This window comes from Carnobacterium pleistocenium FTR1 (assembly GCF_000744285.1).
Taxonomy (GTDB): Bacteria; Bacillota; Bacilli; order Lactobacillales; family Carnobacteriaceae; genus Carnobacterium_B; species Carnobacterium_B pleistocenium.
Map to the genome: position 1 here is coordinate 853,445 of NZ_JQLQ01000002.1, position 15,539 is coordinate 868,983.

The following is a 15,539-nucleotide window of genomic DNA, read 5'->3' on the forward strand; positions in this document are numbered from 1 at the left end:
ATGCGGAGTTCGACATCAAGGCTCGACAGAAAACAAAGAATCGCGCAGAGGATGTTCCATCCTTGGAGAGATACTGTTTTTTCCGAGAGCCTGTCGAACGCAGCTCAACTAAAATAGGATGCGGAGTTCGACATCAAGGCTCGACAGAAAACAAAGAATCGCGCAGAGGATGTTCCATCCTTGGAGAGATACTGTTTTTTCCGAGAGCCTGTCGAACGCAGCTCAACTAAAATAGGATGCGGAGTTCGACGTCAAAGCTCGACAGAAAAACAAAGAATCGCGCAGAGGATGTTCCATCCTTGGAGAGATACTGTTTTTTCCGAGAGCCTGTCGAACACAGCTCAACTAAAATAGGATGCGGAGAGACCCTGAAAGGCACGCAGTAAAAACAGAAAATCCCAAAGAAGATGTTCCATCTTCGGCGGGATTTATCTTTTTTACAAAGTGACTGGGTCTCATAGCTCAACTAACAGGATGCGAAGTTCTAATGCGCATCCTTTTTTTGTTAGTAAAGTAAGAAACCAGTAAGTTTTAATCTAATTTCACACTTCATTCTGAAAATTGACTTTCAGTTACTCGAACTAACGCTTGTTGCAACAACTGAAACGGAAAACTAGCTTTCAGTTACTCGAACTAACGCTTGTTGCAACAACTGAAACGGAAAACCAGTTCTCAGTTACTCGAACTAATGCTCGTTGCAGCAACTGAAACGGAAAACCAGTTCTCAGTTACTCGAACTAACGCCCGTTGCAGCAACTGAAACGGAAAAGCAGTTCTCAGTTACTCGAACTAACGCTCGTTGCAGCAACAGAAACGGAAAACCAGTTCTCAGTTACTTGAACTAACGCTTGTTGCAACTACTCAATTGAAAATCGACTTTCAGTTACTCGAACTAATGCTCGTTGCAACTACTCAAATGAAAATCAATTTTCAGTTACTCGAACTAATGCTCATTTCAGCTACTCAACTCTTGACAAGATAGCTTTAAAACACACACTAATTAAATTACTCAAAATTTCTGAAGGAATAGGGGTTGCTTGTAGCCATGTAGAGTAGTCAATGTGAATTACAGAGCGTTAGCGCTTCAGCGATTAGGCTTTATTTGAGGGGAGTGTGGTTAAAAGCGTTTAGACCCGAATCACTGGAGCGAAAGCACTGTAGGCTACGCCTAAGTGTATCATGCCTGTACGTAGCTGAAGCAACTACAGTCATGACAAAGTGGATGTCGGGTCTGCTTTTTGGAACACGTTCTAGAACAGGGCTTCTGGTGTTACCATGGCTTTCCACAAGCAAACCCGTTATTCCAGAAGGAATTTCTTTTAGATTATCAACATGAATAGTTAAGTAACTTTATGGCTTTCCACAAGCAAACCCGTTATTCCAAAAGAAATTTTTTAGAACAGCTATACTTTTTATTACTACACAACTAAAAAAGCCTTCAACTCTTTAATTTAAGAGCTGAAGGCTTATATTATTGACCAACAATTTGCCATCAAGTTTCAAATTTATCGGTTGGTTTCGGACCACCAGGAATCAAACGATTAACGGCAATAGCAATAAAAGTTCCTATAAAAGTATCTACAATTCTGGCAAAAGCATAAAGAACCGTTTCATCAGTTGGAATACTAAAATAGATGATTAAAAAAGCAGCAGTTGCTCCAATAATACCGTTATTATAATTAGTTATATCACAAAAGACTATGAGCAGAATGACACCAAGAGGAACACCAATCATTTCGACTAAGAAAAATTGACCCGAAAATTGTTGCAATAATACTAGGAAAGCAGCAAAAATAGCCCCAATAGAATTTCCGAAGATTCTTGTTTTCCCAAATTTTAAACTTTTTTGCCAATCTTCCCGTAAACCAAAAACAGCTGACAGTGCAGCAATCATAGGAGGTTCTCTATCGAGAAAATGAAATAAAAGAAGACACAACATAACAGATAATCCTGTTTTGAAGGTACGCATACCGATACGATAATTGCCAATTTTCATTTATATCCATCACTTTCTATTAAGAAGCATTATAGCATTCTGTTTTTGATGCATTTAGTATTAATAATAGGGGAAAATAAATGTAATGCAAATATTAATTTTTAGTTTTGCTGAAAATAAGGTAATATTGAAGTAGATTCAGATTAAAGGAGTGTAAGCATGACCGTATCTTTAAGAGCAATAAAAATAGCTTTAGCAACAACTATTGCAATCTTAATAGCCCAAGCATTTCAATTAGAATACAGCGTATCAGCAGGAGTGGTGGCCATCTTAAGCGTATTAGATACCAAAAAGTCATCGGTGACCACTGCTCTCCAACGAATAGGTTCAACGATTTTGGCGTTAGGTATTGCAACGATCCTATTTCAATTAGTTGGATTTAATACAATTGTATTCGGGCTTTATCTTTTAATTTATATCCCCATAGCTTATAAATTAAATGTAGAAGCAGGAATAGCTCCCTGTTCCGTACTGGTTTCACATTTGCTATTAGAACAAAGTACTTCCATTACTTGGCTTGTAAATGAATTATCATTGATGGTAATAGGTGTAGGAATTGCTATTTTATTTAATTTATATATGCCTTCAAAAGAGAATCAATTGATACAGCTAAAAGATGAAATTGAAGAAAAAATGAAACACGTTCTAATGAACTTTGCTGTAGTATTAGAAAAAGGGTATTCAAACGATCAAGTAGAACTATTTATAAAAGAGCTTTCAGCAGAATTAAAAACTGCAGAAAAAATGGCTTATTTAGAATCTAATAATCAATTACTAAGCCCAAATGATGATTATATGATTCAATATATTGATATGCGGCAACAACAAGCGAAAATATTGACAGAAATGTCGGTCGATATAAGCGTGTGCTCAATACCTACGAAGCAAAATAATACACTAGCACGATTGTTTCAGCAAACGGCAAATCAATTGCACGAAAGCAACCCTGCAATAGACTTAATGAAAGATCTTGAAACCATGTTAAATGACTTCAGAAATAGTGATCTACCTAAAACACGAAGCGAGTTTGAAAATCGTGCGGCATTATTTGTGCTTTTAAACGATTTTTCACGGTTCATTCAAATAAAAAAAGATTTTTATGAACAGAAAAAAAATGAATAAGGAAACAATTAATTAACGAAAAAGGTGAGGATTTTCCTCACCTTTTTTTGTTCTCTTTAAACTATAAAATCTTTATTTCGAAAATAGTTCAAATTGTTATTGATTAAATATTCAGAATATTCTATACTAATCTTCAACAAAGCATTTTATTATCTTATTTTAATAATTAGGTAAGCAGCATTAATTTGATTAACTAACGCAAAGGCGTAAACTGGGGGAAAAGGAAATGAAAAAAAGATTACTAATGGGACTTGCAACTCTTTCTTTATTGGCTACCGCATGTGGTGCTGAAAGTGGGAGCAATGAAGATGAAATTAAAATAGGATCCATGTTTGAAAAAACAGGTGAGGTTTCAGCTTACGGTACAGCCGAAGCAAATGCAGTAAAATTAGCTGTTAAAGAAATCAATGAAAATGGCGGAATCTTAGATAAAGAAATTAATTTAGTTGAATACGATACAAAATCAGACAATACTGAAGCAGCTAGTATTGCAACGAAATTAGCAACCCAAGATGAAGTAGCTGTTATCGTAGGACCGGCAACAACTGGAGCAGTTAAAGCTTCTACGCCAGCCGTTACAAGAGCAGGTGTCACATTGGTCACTCCATCTGGTACAGATGATAGTTTAACAGTTGATGAAAGTGGCAAAGTTCAACCGAACATTTTCCGTACATCATTCCAAGATTCATTTCAAGGAATCGCTTTAGCCGAATTTGCTACAAATGAATTAGAAGCTGAAAAGGCCGTGATCATTGGCGATAGTTCAAGTGATTATGCATTAGGTTTAACAGATGCATTTGAAGGAACGTTTGATGGAGAAATAGTAGCTGAAGAAAACTTCACTGCAGATGATACAGATTTTAGTGCTATCTTAACGCGTATAAAAGATCTTGATTTTGATTTCATTTTCCTACCAGGTTACTACAATCAAGCAGGATTGATCATCAAACAAGCTCGCGAAATGGGAATCACTCAGCCAATACTAGGTGCAGATGGTTTTGGAAACGAGGCATTACTTGAATTGGCTGGAGTAGAAAATGTTGATGATGTTTATTATTCAGCTCATTACTCACCAAATAGCGAAGATGCTCAAGTACAAGATTTTATTTCAGCGTATCAAGCAGAGTATGATGCAGAACCAGATATGTTTGCTGCTCTTGCATACGACACAGTATACCTCGTAGCACAAGCAATCGAAGAATCTGGAGAAACAACTCCAGAAGCAATAACGGCAGCTCTTGAAGAGGTCACTGAATTTGATGGTATAACAGGGACATTCTCATTTGATGAAGATCACAATCCCGTGAAATCAACTCTAGTTATTGAATTACAAGACGGTGTTGAGGCAGGTAATACTGAAGTTACCCCTTAATAAAGAAGCAAACAAAAGGGTGCAAAGCGAGTTTTTGCTTAGCACCTTTTGTATTTAAAAATGAAAAGAGGTGCCATATTAATGGAAGCATTTTTACAACAATTGATCAACGGACTTTCTTTAGGAAGTATATACGCTCTGATAGCGTTAGGATACACCATGGTATATGGCATTATTAAATTGATCAACTTTGCTCATGGAGACATCTACATGGTAGGTGCATTTGTCGGATACACAGCAATCAATACCTTGAACCTTAGTTTTTTTCCAGCACTTATTCTCTCAATGGTTTTTTGTGCTGTTTTGGGAGTAGCAATTGAACGAATTGCGTATAAACCTTTGCGTAACGCTACTCGTGTGGCAGCGTTGATCACTGCTATTGGAATGTCGTATTTATTGCAAAATGGTATGATTTATCTAGTAGGTTCAGAAACAAGAGCTTTTCCGCAAGTTATTGAAAATAGAGTGTATGAATTTATGGGGTTACAAGTTAGTCAGACACAAATTATGATTTTTGCTACAACCATCATTTTGATGTTAGCATTGCAGGTTATTGTTCAAAAAACAAAAATGGGAAAAGCTATGCGTGCGGTTAGTACCGATGCAGATGCAGCTCGTTTGATGGGGATCAATGTTGATAATGTGATTTCATTTACGTTTGCACTTGGCTCTTCATTAGCAGGCGCAGCAGGCGTTTTAGTCGGATTGTATTACAACTCGATTGAACCAATGATGGGTTACGCTCCAGGATTGAAAGCCTTTATTGCTGCTGTATTAGGTGGAATTGGAATTATACCAGGAGCAATGTTTGGCGGGTTCGCCATTGGGATCATTGAAACATTGGTCAGTGGATATGGGGGCTCTTTGATCAAAGATGCGGTCGTTTACTTGATTTTGATTATTATCCTGATCTTTAAACCATCTGGATTGCTTGGCAAAAATGTAAAAGAGAAAGTGTAGGTGATAAAAATGAAACAATTCAATAAAAACAATCTCGGTTGGCTCATTTTTATTGCAGCCGTCTATATACTCATTCAAATAGGCACAACGACAGGTATAATCAATGCTTTTTATGAAATCACGTTGATGACTATCTTGATCAATGTAATTTTAGCAACTGGATTAAATTTGATTATAGGCTTTTCAGGTCAGTTTTCTTTAGGACATGCAGGGTTTATGGCGATTGGTGCGTATAGTACCGGAATTATCAGCATCAAATACCCGACCATATCAGGTCTTATTGGAGGAATGCTCCTAGGTATTGTTATAGCTAGTTTGGTGGCTTTATTAGTAGGGATTCCTACTTTACGATTAAAAGGAGATTATTTAGCAATTGCCACTTTAGGGGTAGCTGAGATTATTCGGATCGTGATTTTGAATATGAATGATATTACAAATGGAGCTGCTGGTTTAAGCGGGATCCCTTTTATTGCTAATTGGCAGATCACATTCGCCTTTATCGTGATTTCTTTGATTATTACGATGAATTACATTAAAAGTAGTCCAGGACGAGCAACGATCTCCATTCGTGAAGATGAGATCGCAGCTGAATCAATGGGAATCAATACGACAAAATATAAAATTATTGCATTTGTTTTAGGAGCAGCTTCTGCAGCAACAGCAGGGGGACTGCACGCGTCTTACTTCAGTGTTATCCGCCCAGCCGACTTCACTTTCATGAAATCTGTTGATATTTTGATCATCGTGGTGTTTGGTGGATTAGGAAGTATGACAGGAAGCGTCGTTGCAGCTATCGTACTAGGTATTTTAAATGTTTATTTACAACCTTTTGGACAGTTAAGAATGATCATCTATTCAGTTGCCCTAGTCGCAATCATGGTGTTTAGACCTTCAGGCTTATTGGGAACAAAAGAATTTACTATTTCCGGTTTATTGGACCGTAAAAACAAAAAAACCGCTACGAAAGAGGGGGGAGCAGAATGAGTTTATTAGAAGTGAAACAATTAACTAAAAACTTCGGCGGACTTTCGGCTGTCTCCATGGTAAATATGGAATTAGAAAACAACGAACTAGTTGGATTGATCGGCCCAAATGGAGCAGGGAAAACGACACTATTTAATTTGTTGACTGGTGTTTATGAGCCTACTGAAGGAGAAATCAACTTAGAAGTAGACGGTAAAAAAACTTCTTTGATCAAACAAAAAACGTATACTATTACCGCTATGGGCCTAGGAAGAACTTTTCAGAATATTCGCTTGTTTAAAGATTTAACCGTACTAGAAAACGTTTTGATCGGCATGCATGAAAAAAATAAAGTTGGTACATTGGCCAGCATCTTTCGAACACCTGCATACTATGCAGCAGAAGAGAAAATGCATCATGAAGCACTTGACCTTTTAAAGCTCTTTAAGTTAGAAACCAAGGTCGAAGAGTTAGCAAAAAATTTACCTTACGGAGAACAAAGACGCCTAGAAATCGTTCGCGCATTGGCGACAAAACCTAAAATCTTATTTTTAGATGAACCAGCGGCAGGGATGAATCCGCAAGAAACAGCTAATCTGACCTCTTTGATCCGCCAGATCCAAAGAGAGTTCAAAATCACCATTTTATTGATTGAACACGATATGTCTCTAGTCATGGACGTGTGCGAACGCATTTATGTATTAGAATACGGCAGAATGATCGCTCATGGAACACCAATGGAAATTAAAAATAACGAAGCGGTTATCAAAGCATATTTGGGTGGTGAATAGACATGTTAAAAGTAAAAGATTTATCCGTTTATTATGGTGTTATTCAAGCGACTAAAGAAATCAACTTTGAAGTTAACGAAGGAGAAATCGTTTCGCTGATTGGGGCTAATGGTGCTGGAAAATCAACTGTTTTAAAAGCTATTTCTGGTTTGCATCGTCCAAAATCTGGGGAGATCATTTTTAAAAATCAGCCGATACAAAGAGAATCGACACGTAAAATCGTTCAGTTAGGTATTTCTCAGGTTCCAGAAGGACGTCACGTCTTTAAAGGAATGACCGTCATGGAGAATTTAGAAATGGGCGCTTTTTTAAGAAAAGATAAAAATGATATCCAAAAAGATTTAAAGATGGTATTTGATCGTTTCCCAGTCTTAGGGGAACGAAAAAAACAAGATACAGCTACTCTTTCTGGTGGGGAACAACAAATGGTCGCTATGGGACGAGCCTTGATGTCTAGACCAAAATTGTTGTTGCTAGATGAGCCTTCAATGGGACTCGCACCGCTATTTATTAAAGAGATTTTTAATATCATCCAAATGATCAATAAACAAGGAACAACCGTATTATTGATCGAACAAAATGCAAAAGTAGCGCTAGAAATTGCCAATCGTGGCTATGTTCTGGAAACCGGAAATGTCGTTCAAACCGGTACGGGTAAAGAATTACTCGCAAGTGACGAAGTACAAAAAGCTTATTTGGGAGGTTAATTGATGGATGTAAAAAGTTATATGACACCAAATGTTGTGACTATTTCAGAGGACACAAAAATTTTAGAAGCACTTGATATTATGAAAGAAAATGATTTTCACCGTCTGCCTGTAGTAAGAGATGGAAAGATGGTGGGATTAGTTACACAAGAGATCATACAAGAAAATTCGCCTTCCACTGCAACAAGTTTGAGTATTCATGAAATGAATTATTTGCTGACTAAAACGCAAGTTGGCGATATTATGCATAAAAAAGTTGTTACCATTCAAGCAGATGATTTGCTAGAAGAGGCTGCATCTCGAATGCGCGATCAAGAAGTAGGCGTTTTACTAGTAGTAGAGGACCAAGATAAAATTGTAGGGATCATTACTGATAAAGATATTTTTAGCGCCTTTATCGATGTCATGGGGTATAACAATAAGGGAAGTCGCGTTGTTATAGACATTCCAGAAGATCAATTAGGAATCCTTGAAGATATTACCACTATTTTGGCCGAAGCTCAGATCAGTATCAATCAAATCGCAGTTTACCGAAAAGATCATTTTACGCAAGTGATTATTCAAATGGATAATCCAGATACAAAGGAAATCAAAGAAATTTTAACCACAAGTGGCTATACGGTTAGTTCAGCAATTTATAAAGCGGGAAAAAAATAAAACATAGCTAGAGAAAATTAGCCTGCACCTAAGAAAATCAGTCTTGACTTTCTTAGGTGCAGGCTAATTTATTGTTGTCAAAAAAAGAATCAACTACTGATTAAGGATCAAGATTCAAACAAATTTAAAATCTGCTATCCTTAAAGACTAGGTTCGGTTATAGTAATTAATATAGTCGGATTTTAATACATAGAAAGATAATCGGAACCGGTAAATTGAAATAAAAAATCATTATTAAGGTAGCTGTTACATTGACTAAAGGGGATGAAAAGGTGAGAAAAAAAGGGATAATCATTGGAATAGCAATTAGTTTATTAGTTATCGGAGGGGGCCTTTTTTTTATGGATCAAACTGAAGAAACAGTTTACGAATCTGAAAATAATCTTTCTTATGTAGCAAAAGTTGAAGGAAAAGAATTCTATATTTATAAAGATGGTGAATGGACCACTACATTTTTAGCAGGTGTGAATATGGGGGCTGCAAAGCCAGGAACTTTTCCAGGAGAACTAGCTATTACAAAAGATGAATATTTGCGTTGGTTTAAACAAATCAAAGAGATGAATGCAGATGTTATACGGGTTTATACTATTTTAAAACCGGATTTTTATGATGCACTGTATGAATTTAACTTGCAAAACGACGATCCGCTATACTTAATGCACGGTGTATATTTGAATGAAGAGGGAATTGCTGAATTGAGCGACGCCTATGCGGAAGATGAAAAAATAAAAACAGACTTCATAAAAGATGCTACAGATTTAGTAGATGTACTGCACGGTCAAGCAAACTTACCCGAAAAAGCCGGCTTCGCGTACGGGAAATATACAAAGGATATTTCTAAGTACGTTATAGGCTGGATATTAGGTGTTGAGTGGGATCCTCATTTTGTCAACCAAACAAATGAAGCGAACCCAGAAATGACTGCATTTGAAGGGGACTACTTGTATACAGATGGAGCTTCGCCGTTTGAGGTATTCTTAGCGGAAGTAGGGGACGCTACTTTATCCTATGAAGCTCAAGAGTATCAAACTATGCGCCCACTGAGCTATACCAACTGGTTAACGACAGATATGCTAGATCATCCAAATGAACCGGATGCCACTGAGGATATGGCAGTCGTAAACACAGAACATATAAAAGGCACAGATCAATTAGAAACGGGATTGTTTGCTTCTTATCACGTTTATCCTTATTATCCAGAATTTTTGAACCATCAGCAGGAGTATGCTGAAGTGAAAAATGAAGACGGCAGTGTCAATACTTACAAAGCTTATTTAAGAGATTTGATCAAAGAACATACTGTGCCAGTTATGGTGGCTGAATTTGGAATACCGGCTTCTAGGGGGAAAGCTCATGAAAGTTTGTACTCGGGGTTTAACCAAGGGGGCATTGAGGAGACCGAACAAGGCGAAATGTTGATCGATATGATGCAGGATATACACGACGAAGGTTATTTAGGAGGACTCGTGTTCACGTGGCAAGATGAATGGTTTAAACGAACTTGGAACACATTAGATTTTGATTTGTCTGATCGTCGACCATATTGGTCTAATCCTCAGACCAATGAGCAACATTTCGGGTTGCTGGCTTTTGATCCTGGGGAAGAAAAAAGCATAGTCTACGTTGATGGAAATGATTCTGAGTGGAGTGAAAAAGATCAGTTGTCAAAAAACGAAGAAAATACCCTTTCAGTAAAATCAGATGAAAAATACCTTTATGTGAAATTAGAAGCGAAAGATTTTGATTTTGAAAAAGATCAATTAGTTATTGCTATTGATGTAAAAGATGAGCAAGGAAATAGTCAAACGGCTGATGGTTCATTGATTTTTTCTCGACCAACTGATTTTCTAGTAAAAATAAACGGAGCGACGGGATCCTCCATAATGGTAGATGCTTATTACGACTCTTATTATTACCAGTATGCAGAAAAATTAGAAGCAATCGAGAAGCAATCAGTTTACACGAAAAAAAATTCAGGGTTGTTTAACCCAATGAATCATGCTTTGTCAGCAGAATTGACATTGCCTCAAACAAATGAAGTTATCCCTTTTTCAAAGTATGAAACAGGAGCTTTAGTATTAGGAGATGGGAATCCGGAACATGAAGAGTACAATTCATTGACTGATTTTGCAGTGAAAGATGGTATTGTTGAAATTGCTTTACCATGGCAGTTATTGAATGTCATGGATCCTTCAACGAAACAAATCATGGGGGATCTGTATCAAAATAAAGGTATTGAAGCAGTTAGTGTAGAAAATATTTATCTAGGGGCAGCTTTAGTGAAAAAGGAATCCACTGAGCCCAATAAAATAATGTTAGAACCTTATTCATGGGAACCGTGGGAATTGCCCACCTACCATGAACGATTGAAACCATCCTATTACTTATTAAAAGAAGCTTTTTTAGAATATGATAAATAAAGCATTAAAGAACAAGGAAATAGTATACGAAACTTCACAAAAGAGGCGAGTGAAGTATAAGGAGGGAAGAATGATGGAACCATCTTTTTATGCAGAAATAATTCAGGCAAGTCTAAATCCCTTTGTTTATTTTGAACTAGTTAAGGATAACAATAACAAGGTTATAGATGGAATCTATAACGATTTAAATCCTGCTTACGAATGTTTGATAGGAATGAACAAAGATGCATTGATCGGAAAGAAAGTAACAGAAATTTCCGAGTCAATAAATTTAAAAACAATACAGTTGTTAAAAGCAAGTGAAAAAGCAAAAAAAAATGATAAAGCAGACTACTGTTTTGAATTAAAGAAACAGTTTTACCGTATCCAAATATTTTCGTTTGATAAGGAATATACTGCTATAACCTATACAGAATCAACAACTGAACTATTACAGAAATACGTTGCACAAGAAGATTTAAAACAAACCGAAAGTCAATTGAGTTTGATATTAGATTCAACAGAAGAAGCAATTTGCGGGATCGATTTGAATGGGAGATGTACTTTTTTGAATCTCAATTGCAAGAAATTATTGGGGATAAAAGAAGAGTCAGAAATGGTAGGACAACCAATTTTTAATCATTTAATTAAGGATTCGTTGTCATCAGAAGAAACGACCGTTAAGCAGGACATCCTCAATAAATTGATTGGAAAACAGTCGTGTCAGTCAAGTGAAATTTATTTTATACGAATGGACGGAACCCTCTATCCAGTGGAATATTTTATTAAACCAAAAACGAGTAACGGAACTTTACTTGGAGGAATATTAACTTTTGCTGATATGACAAAAAGAAAAGCAAAACAAGCGGAAATCAATCGCTTGATGTTTCATGATCCTTTAACAGGGTTGTTGAACCGCATAAAGTTTGAAAAGGTAAAAGTTGCGTTTGATAGTGAAAAAAATCTGCCATTGTCTATTATTATGGGAGACATAAATGGATTGAAAAACATCAATCAACACTATGGATACCAAGAAGGTGATCAGCTTTTGAAAGTAACAACCAAAATTCTAAGTGAAAACATTCCAAAAAATGCATATATTGCTCGTTATGGTGAAGATGAATTTAGTATTTTATTGCCAAATACTGATAACCAGCGGGCACTTTGGCACATTCAAAGGATTCAAGATGCGATTATGGAGCACAATGAAAAACTAGATAAAGACCAAGTATCAATTAGTATCGCATTAGGGTATGAAACAAAGTGCAATATGAATTGTGATATTCAAAAAGTGATCAATAATGCTCAAGATTACATGAATAAACATAAGATGCTCAACCACGATAGTATGCGAAATACCCTTTTAGCTTTTATTAAGACAACATTATTAGTACGAAGTAAGTTTACCGAGGAACATGCAGAAAGACTGGTGACTTTGTCAAAAAATGTTGGAAGAAAGATGAAATTATCACCTTATCAAATGGATGAGTTAGTTTTATTGGCGGAATTGCATGATATAGGTAAGATTGGGATCGATGATGCCATTTTGAATAAACCAGGCAAGTTGACGGTTGCAGAAATGGCTGAAATGAAAAAACACTCTTTTATTGGCTATCAAATCATTAAGTCTATTCAAGGTTTAGCTGATGTTGCGTTGCCTATTTTGCACCATCATGAGCGCTCAGACGGAAAGGGATACCCAGATGGATTAACGAGATATGATATCCCTTTATTATCTCGTATTATTTCAGTAGTAGATGCTTATGACGCGATGACACAAGATCGACCATATCGTAAAGCTATGACTCAAGAAGAAGCTATTGTTGAAATTAAAAAAAATTCAGGGACCCAATTTGATCCTGAAGTTGTTGGGTTTTTTTTAGAAAGTATAGAAGAACGTTTAAAAGAATAAGGTTTTATGACAGTTGTACCAAACCTCAGAAGACAGGAGAGATACAATGAACTATTTATTGCTTGATGTTGCTTTGTTAGGGGTTATCAGTTTATTTATTACGAATCTATGCATTGTTATTTTTACAGTCATTATTAATCAGAAGTATCGATTAAATGAAAAAAGCTATCAAGAGTCATGCAAACAAATACAACCGATCATGGAAGAAAAAATCAATGATCCGAGTCAGCTTGTCGAAAAATTAAATTTTTTTGAAACTAAAAAAGAACGAAAAGTTGTCTTTGATGTACTTATTAAATATGCTCAAATGCCTGGGACAGCTGGAAATAGTTTGTGGGTACTAGAGCAGCTAGGGTTTTATGATGAATTGATTGTAGATGCTTCGAAAAAGTTAACTTTACAGCATATTCAATTTTTTAGTCAACTACGCTTCCATAAAGCGTTCCCTCTATTAATTAAGGGAACAAAAAGTAAAAATTTCGAAATCAAGTACAATTCTTTTTATGCTATTTCATCCTTACCTTTATCAGAAAAAGAATTACCAATTTATATCGAAGCTTTGTTAGAGTCAGCTATTATGAGTGATCGCATTATTGATATGTTGAATCATCTCCAAATGGATGTTGAAAAAACCCTTCATTTTTTACGTGAAGCTACACTAGATAAAAATAAAATCATCTTATTATTAGTTTTAAGAAACCGTTTAAAAAAAGAAGACCCCTTATTGGTAAAGCAACTTTTACCTTACTTAGAAGAATCAAGAGAAGTTCGGATAGCTACTATTCGTGCACTGGCTACAAGTGAAAATGACTTTTACTTTTCTTTTTTTCAAGAACTATATAAAAAAGAAAGCGATTGGCAAGTGCGGGCAGTACTAGCAAAAGACCTTCCGTTGTTAAACGCACCTAGTGAACAGGAATTACTAATGGACATGCTAAAAGATGAAAATTGGTGGGTACGCCATAATGCTACAAATAATATGAAAAAACGTTATCCAGATAATGTCATGCTTGATCAGAAATATGAGACGTTTGAAACTGCTGATCAATTGACACAATTAAAAATGAAAGGAAGTGGGACTGAATGATGCTGATAGAAAATTTCATTTACTACTTTAGTTTGTTTATTTTAGGGTATTCTATTATAGTCACAACCTTGTATCTTATTCTTATCCTTGTTTCTTGGAAACGATTAAGAGAATTTATTGAAATCATTCAAACAAATATTACAAGTGTCAGTCATTATACTAAACCAATTTCTATTGTTGTACCGGCTTATAATGAAGAACAAACAATTGTGGAAAGTGTCCGCTCTTTTTTACAGTTAGACTACCCAGAATTTGAAGTGATCGTCGTTAACGATGGATCAACAGATGAGACAATGGCTAAACTGATTCATTTTTTTGATTTATATCCTGTAGAACTAGATAGTGATATAAAGATCGAAACAAACCTTATCAAACAAGCTTATAAATCTCATCAAAATTCAGGTTTGATTTTATTAGATAAAGAAAATGGCGGCAAAGCAGATGCATTGAATGCCGGCATAAATGTCTCTTTGTACCCATTGTTTTGTGCGATCGATGCTGATTGTATCATTGAAAAAGATGCTTTGTTACGGATTGTTTCACCATTTCTTAAATATGAAGAAACGATTGCAGTAGGCGGGATGGTTCGAATCGCAAATGGCAGTACTATAAAAAATGGGGAAATCATTCAAACCAAAGTTCCTAAGAAAATGATTGAACGGTTTCAAGTTATTGAATATTTTCGAGCTTTCTTAACGAGTCGTGTCGGTTGGCAACGATTCAATGCACTAATGATCATTTCAGGAGCATTTGGCCTATTTAAAAAATCTGCTGTATTAGAAGTTGGGGGATTTGAACGAACGATTGGGGAAGATATGGAACTTGTTTTAAGATTACATGAAAAGTTCCATCAAAACAGTGAACCTTACCGCATTGATTTTGCTTCAGATGCCGTTTGCTGGACACAAGCACCTGACAGTTATAAAGATTTGAAAAGTCAACGGGTGAGGTGGCATAGAGGTCTATTTGATTCTTTGAATAGACATCAAAAAATGTTGGGTAATCCTAAATACGGGTCTGTTGGTCTAGCTTCAATGCCCTACTTCTTTTTAGTAGAGCTGTTTGGACCGATGATTGAAATGATAGGATACATTGTAATGGGACTAGCTATTTATTTAGACATCCTCTCTTCTTATGTCGGTATTATCTTTTTGCTAACCTGTTTGATGGGGATTTTATTTTCTTATTCGGCTATTCTGTTTGAAGAAATTTCTTATAAACGTTACAGCAATTTGAAAGATATTTTATTGCTATTCATGGTTAGTATTTTAGAGCAGTTCTATTATCGTCCATTGACGGTATGGTGGAGAGTGACAGCATTTTTTAATTATCGTAAAGGTAGTAAAAAATGGGGAACAATTGAACGGAAAAATTTCGATACAAAAACCGAAAATAATGAAATATAAAATTAAAAAAACGATTATTATTTTAATAGAAATTCAAGAAAAATAGATTTTATTAGTCAGCATAGAAGAGAAAAAGGTATAGCGGATATGAAATTAAATCAAGCTAAAAAAGAAAATGAAAATCAGATTATTATTTAACTAGTTTTCAAAAAAAACAAACGTTTCAT

The 15,539-nt window shown here is 35.7% G+C and carries 12 protein-coding genes; 11 read left to right on the forward strand and 1 reads right to left on the reverse strand.

The genetic code is table 11. The features are described 5' to 3' along the window. Window positions 1-1,492 precede the first annotated feature (1,492 nt). Complete coding sequence (locus BP17_RS04260) at window positions 1,493-1,996, reverse strand: FUSC family protein (protein ID WP_035051994.1); 504 nt, start codon at window positions 1,994-1,996, stop codon at window positions 1,493-1,495. A gap of 159 nt (window positions 1,997-2,155) precedes the next feature. On the opposite strand from BP17_RS04260, the gene BP17_RS04265 reads away from it, so the two are divergent. The 11 genes from BP17_RS04265 (at window position 2,156) to BP17_RS04315 (ending at window position 15,372) form a co-directional block, all read left to right on the forward strand. Continuing rightward, window positions 2,156-3,118, forward strand: coding sequence for an aromatic acid exporter family protein (locus BP17_RS04265; protein WP_035051996.1), 963 nt, complete (start codon window positions 2,156-2,158; stop codon window positions 3,116-3,118). Between the two features lie 226 nt (window positions 3,119-3,344). After that, a complete protein-coding gene (locus BP17_RS04270; protein WP_035051998.1) occupies window positions 3,345-4,490 on the forward strand; it encodes an ABC transporter substrate-binding protein in 1,146 nt (381 codons plus the stop codon). A gap of 81 nt (window positions 4,491-4,571) precedes the next feature. Beyond that, window positions 4,572-5,450 (forward strand): branched-chain amino acid ABC transporter permease, encoded by an 879-nt coding sequence (locus tag BP17_RS04275; RefSeq protein WP_035052000.1) that lies wholly within the window; start codon window positions 4,572-4,574, stop codon window positions 5,448-5,450. Window positions 5,451-5,459: 9 nt separating this feature from the next. Then, window positions 5,460-6,434 carry a branched-chain amino acid ABC transporter permease gene (locus tag BP17_RS04280; protein ID WP_035055105.1) on the forward strand — a complete coding sequence of 325 codons (975 nt, stop codon included), beginning with the start codon at window positions 5,460-5,462 and terminating at the stop codon, window positions 6,432-6,434. Beyond that, on the forward strand, window positions 6,431-7,204 hold the full coding sequence (locus tag BP17_RS04285; RefSeq protein WP_035052003.1) for an ABC transporter ATP-binding protein: 774 nt from the start codon (window positions 6,431-6,433) through the stop codon (window positions 7,202-7,204). Before BP17_RS04280 ends, BP17_RS04285 begins: the two co-directional genes overlap by 4 nt. Beyond that, window positions 7,201-7,911: an ABC transporter ATP-binding protein gene (locus BP17_RS04290; RefSeq protein ID WP_198022549.1), complete on the forward strand. Its 711-nt coding sequence runs from the start codon at window positions 7,201-7,203 to the stop codon at window positions 7,909-7,911. Before BP17_RS04285 ends, BP17_RS04290 begins: the two co-directional genes overlap by 4 nt. Before the next feature lie 3 nt (window positions 7,912-7,914). Beyond that, on the forward strand, window positions 7,915-8,568 hold the full coding sequence (locus tag BP17_RS04295) for a CBS and ACT domain-containing protein (protein WP_035052007.1): 654 nt from the start codon (window positions 7,915-7,917) through the stop codon (window positions 8,566-8,568). Between the two features lie 341 nt (window positions 8,569-8,909). Next, the gene (locus BP17_RS04300) at window positions 8,910-10,988 is read left to right on the forward strand and encodes a family 2 glycosyl transferase (RefSeq protein WP_198022506.1); all 2,079 of its coding nucleotides are present in this window, start codon (window positions 8,910-8,912) and stop codon (window positions 10,986-10,988) included. Window positions 10,989-11,058: 70 nt separating this feature from the next. Next, window positions 11,059-12,879 (forward strand): HD-GYP domain-containing protein, encoded by a 1,821-nt coding sequence (locus tag BP17_RS13040; protein WP_198022507.1) that lies wholly within the window; start codon window positions 11,059-11,061, stop codon window positions 12,877-12,879. 46 nt (window positions 12,880-12,925) lie between these two features. Further along, entirely contained in the window at window positions 12,926-13,966 is a 1,041-nt protein-coding gene (locus BP17_RS04310; protein WP_035052011.1) for a HEAT repeat domain-containing protein, read from the forward strand. Further along, window positions 13,963-15,372: a glycosyltransferase family 2 protein gene (locus BP17_RS04315; RefSeq protein ID WP_035052013.1), complete on the forward strand. Its 1,410-nt coding sequence runs from the start codon at window positions 13,963-13,965 to the stop codon at window positions 15,370-15,372. The genes BP17_RS04310 and BP17_RS04315 overlap by 4 nt, the downstream gene beginning before the upstream one ends. Window positions 15,373-15,539 lie beyond the last annotated feature (167 nt).

What these genes read in the sequence shown, in the direction of transcription:
- BP17_RS04260 (WP_035051994.1), bottom strand. Translation starts at nt 1,996, where the DNA reads ATGAAAATTGGCAATTATCGTATCGGTATGCGTACCTTCAAAACAGGA.
- BP17_RS04265 (WP_035051996.1), top strand. Translation starts at nt 2,156, where the DNA reads ATGACCGTATCTTTAAGAGCAATAAAAATAGCTTTAGCAACAACTATT.
- BP17_RS04270 (WP_035051998.1), top strand. Translation starts at nt 3,345, where the DNA reads ATGAAAAAAAGATTACTAATGGGACTTGCAACTCTTTCTTTATTGGCT.
- BP17_RS04275 (WP_035052000.1), top strand. Translation starts at nt 4,572, where the DNA reads ATGGAAGCATTTTTACAACAATTGATCAACGGACTTTCTTTAGGAAGT.
- BP17_RS04280 (WP_035055105.1), top strand. Translation starts at nt 5,460, where the DNA reads ATGAAACAATTCAATAAAAACAATCTCGGTTGGCTCATTTTTATTGCA.
- BP17_RS04285 (WP_035052003.1), top strand. Translation starts at nt 6,431, where the DNA reads ATGAGTTTATTAGAAGTGAAACAATTAACTAAAAACTTCGGCGGACTT.
- BP17_RS04295 (WP_035052007.1), top strand. Translation starts at nt 7,915, where the DNA reads ATGGATGTAAAAAGTTATATGACACCAAATGTTGTGACTATTTCAGAG.
- BP17_RS04300 (WP_198022506.1), top strand. Translation starts at nt 8,910, where the DNA reads ATGGATCAAACTGAAGAAACAGTTTACGAATCTGAAAATAATCTTTCT.
- BP17_RS13040 (WP_198022507.1), top strand. Translation starts at nt 11,059, where the DNA reads ATGATGGAACCATCTTTTTATGCAGAAATAATTCAGGCAAGTCTAAAT.
- BP17_RS04310 (WP_035052011.1), top strand. Translation starts at nt 12,926, where the DNA reads ATGAACTATTTATTGCTTGATGTTGCTTTGTTAGGGGTTATCAGTTTA.
- BP17_RS04315 (WP_035052013.1), top strand. Translation starts at nt 13,963, where the DNA reads ATGATGCTGATAGAAAATTTCATTTACTACTTTAGTTTGTTTATTTTA.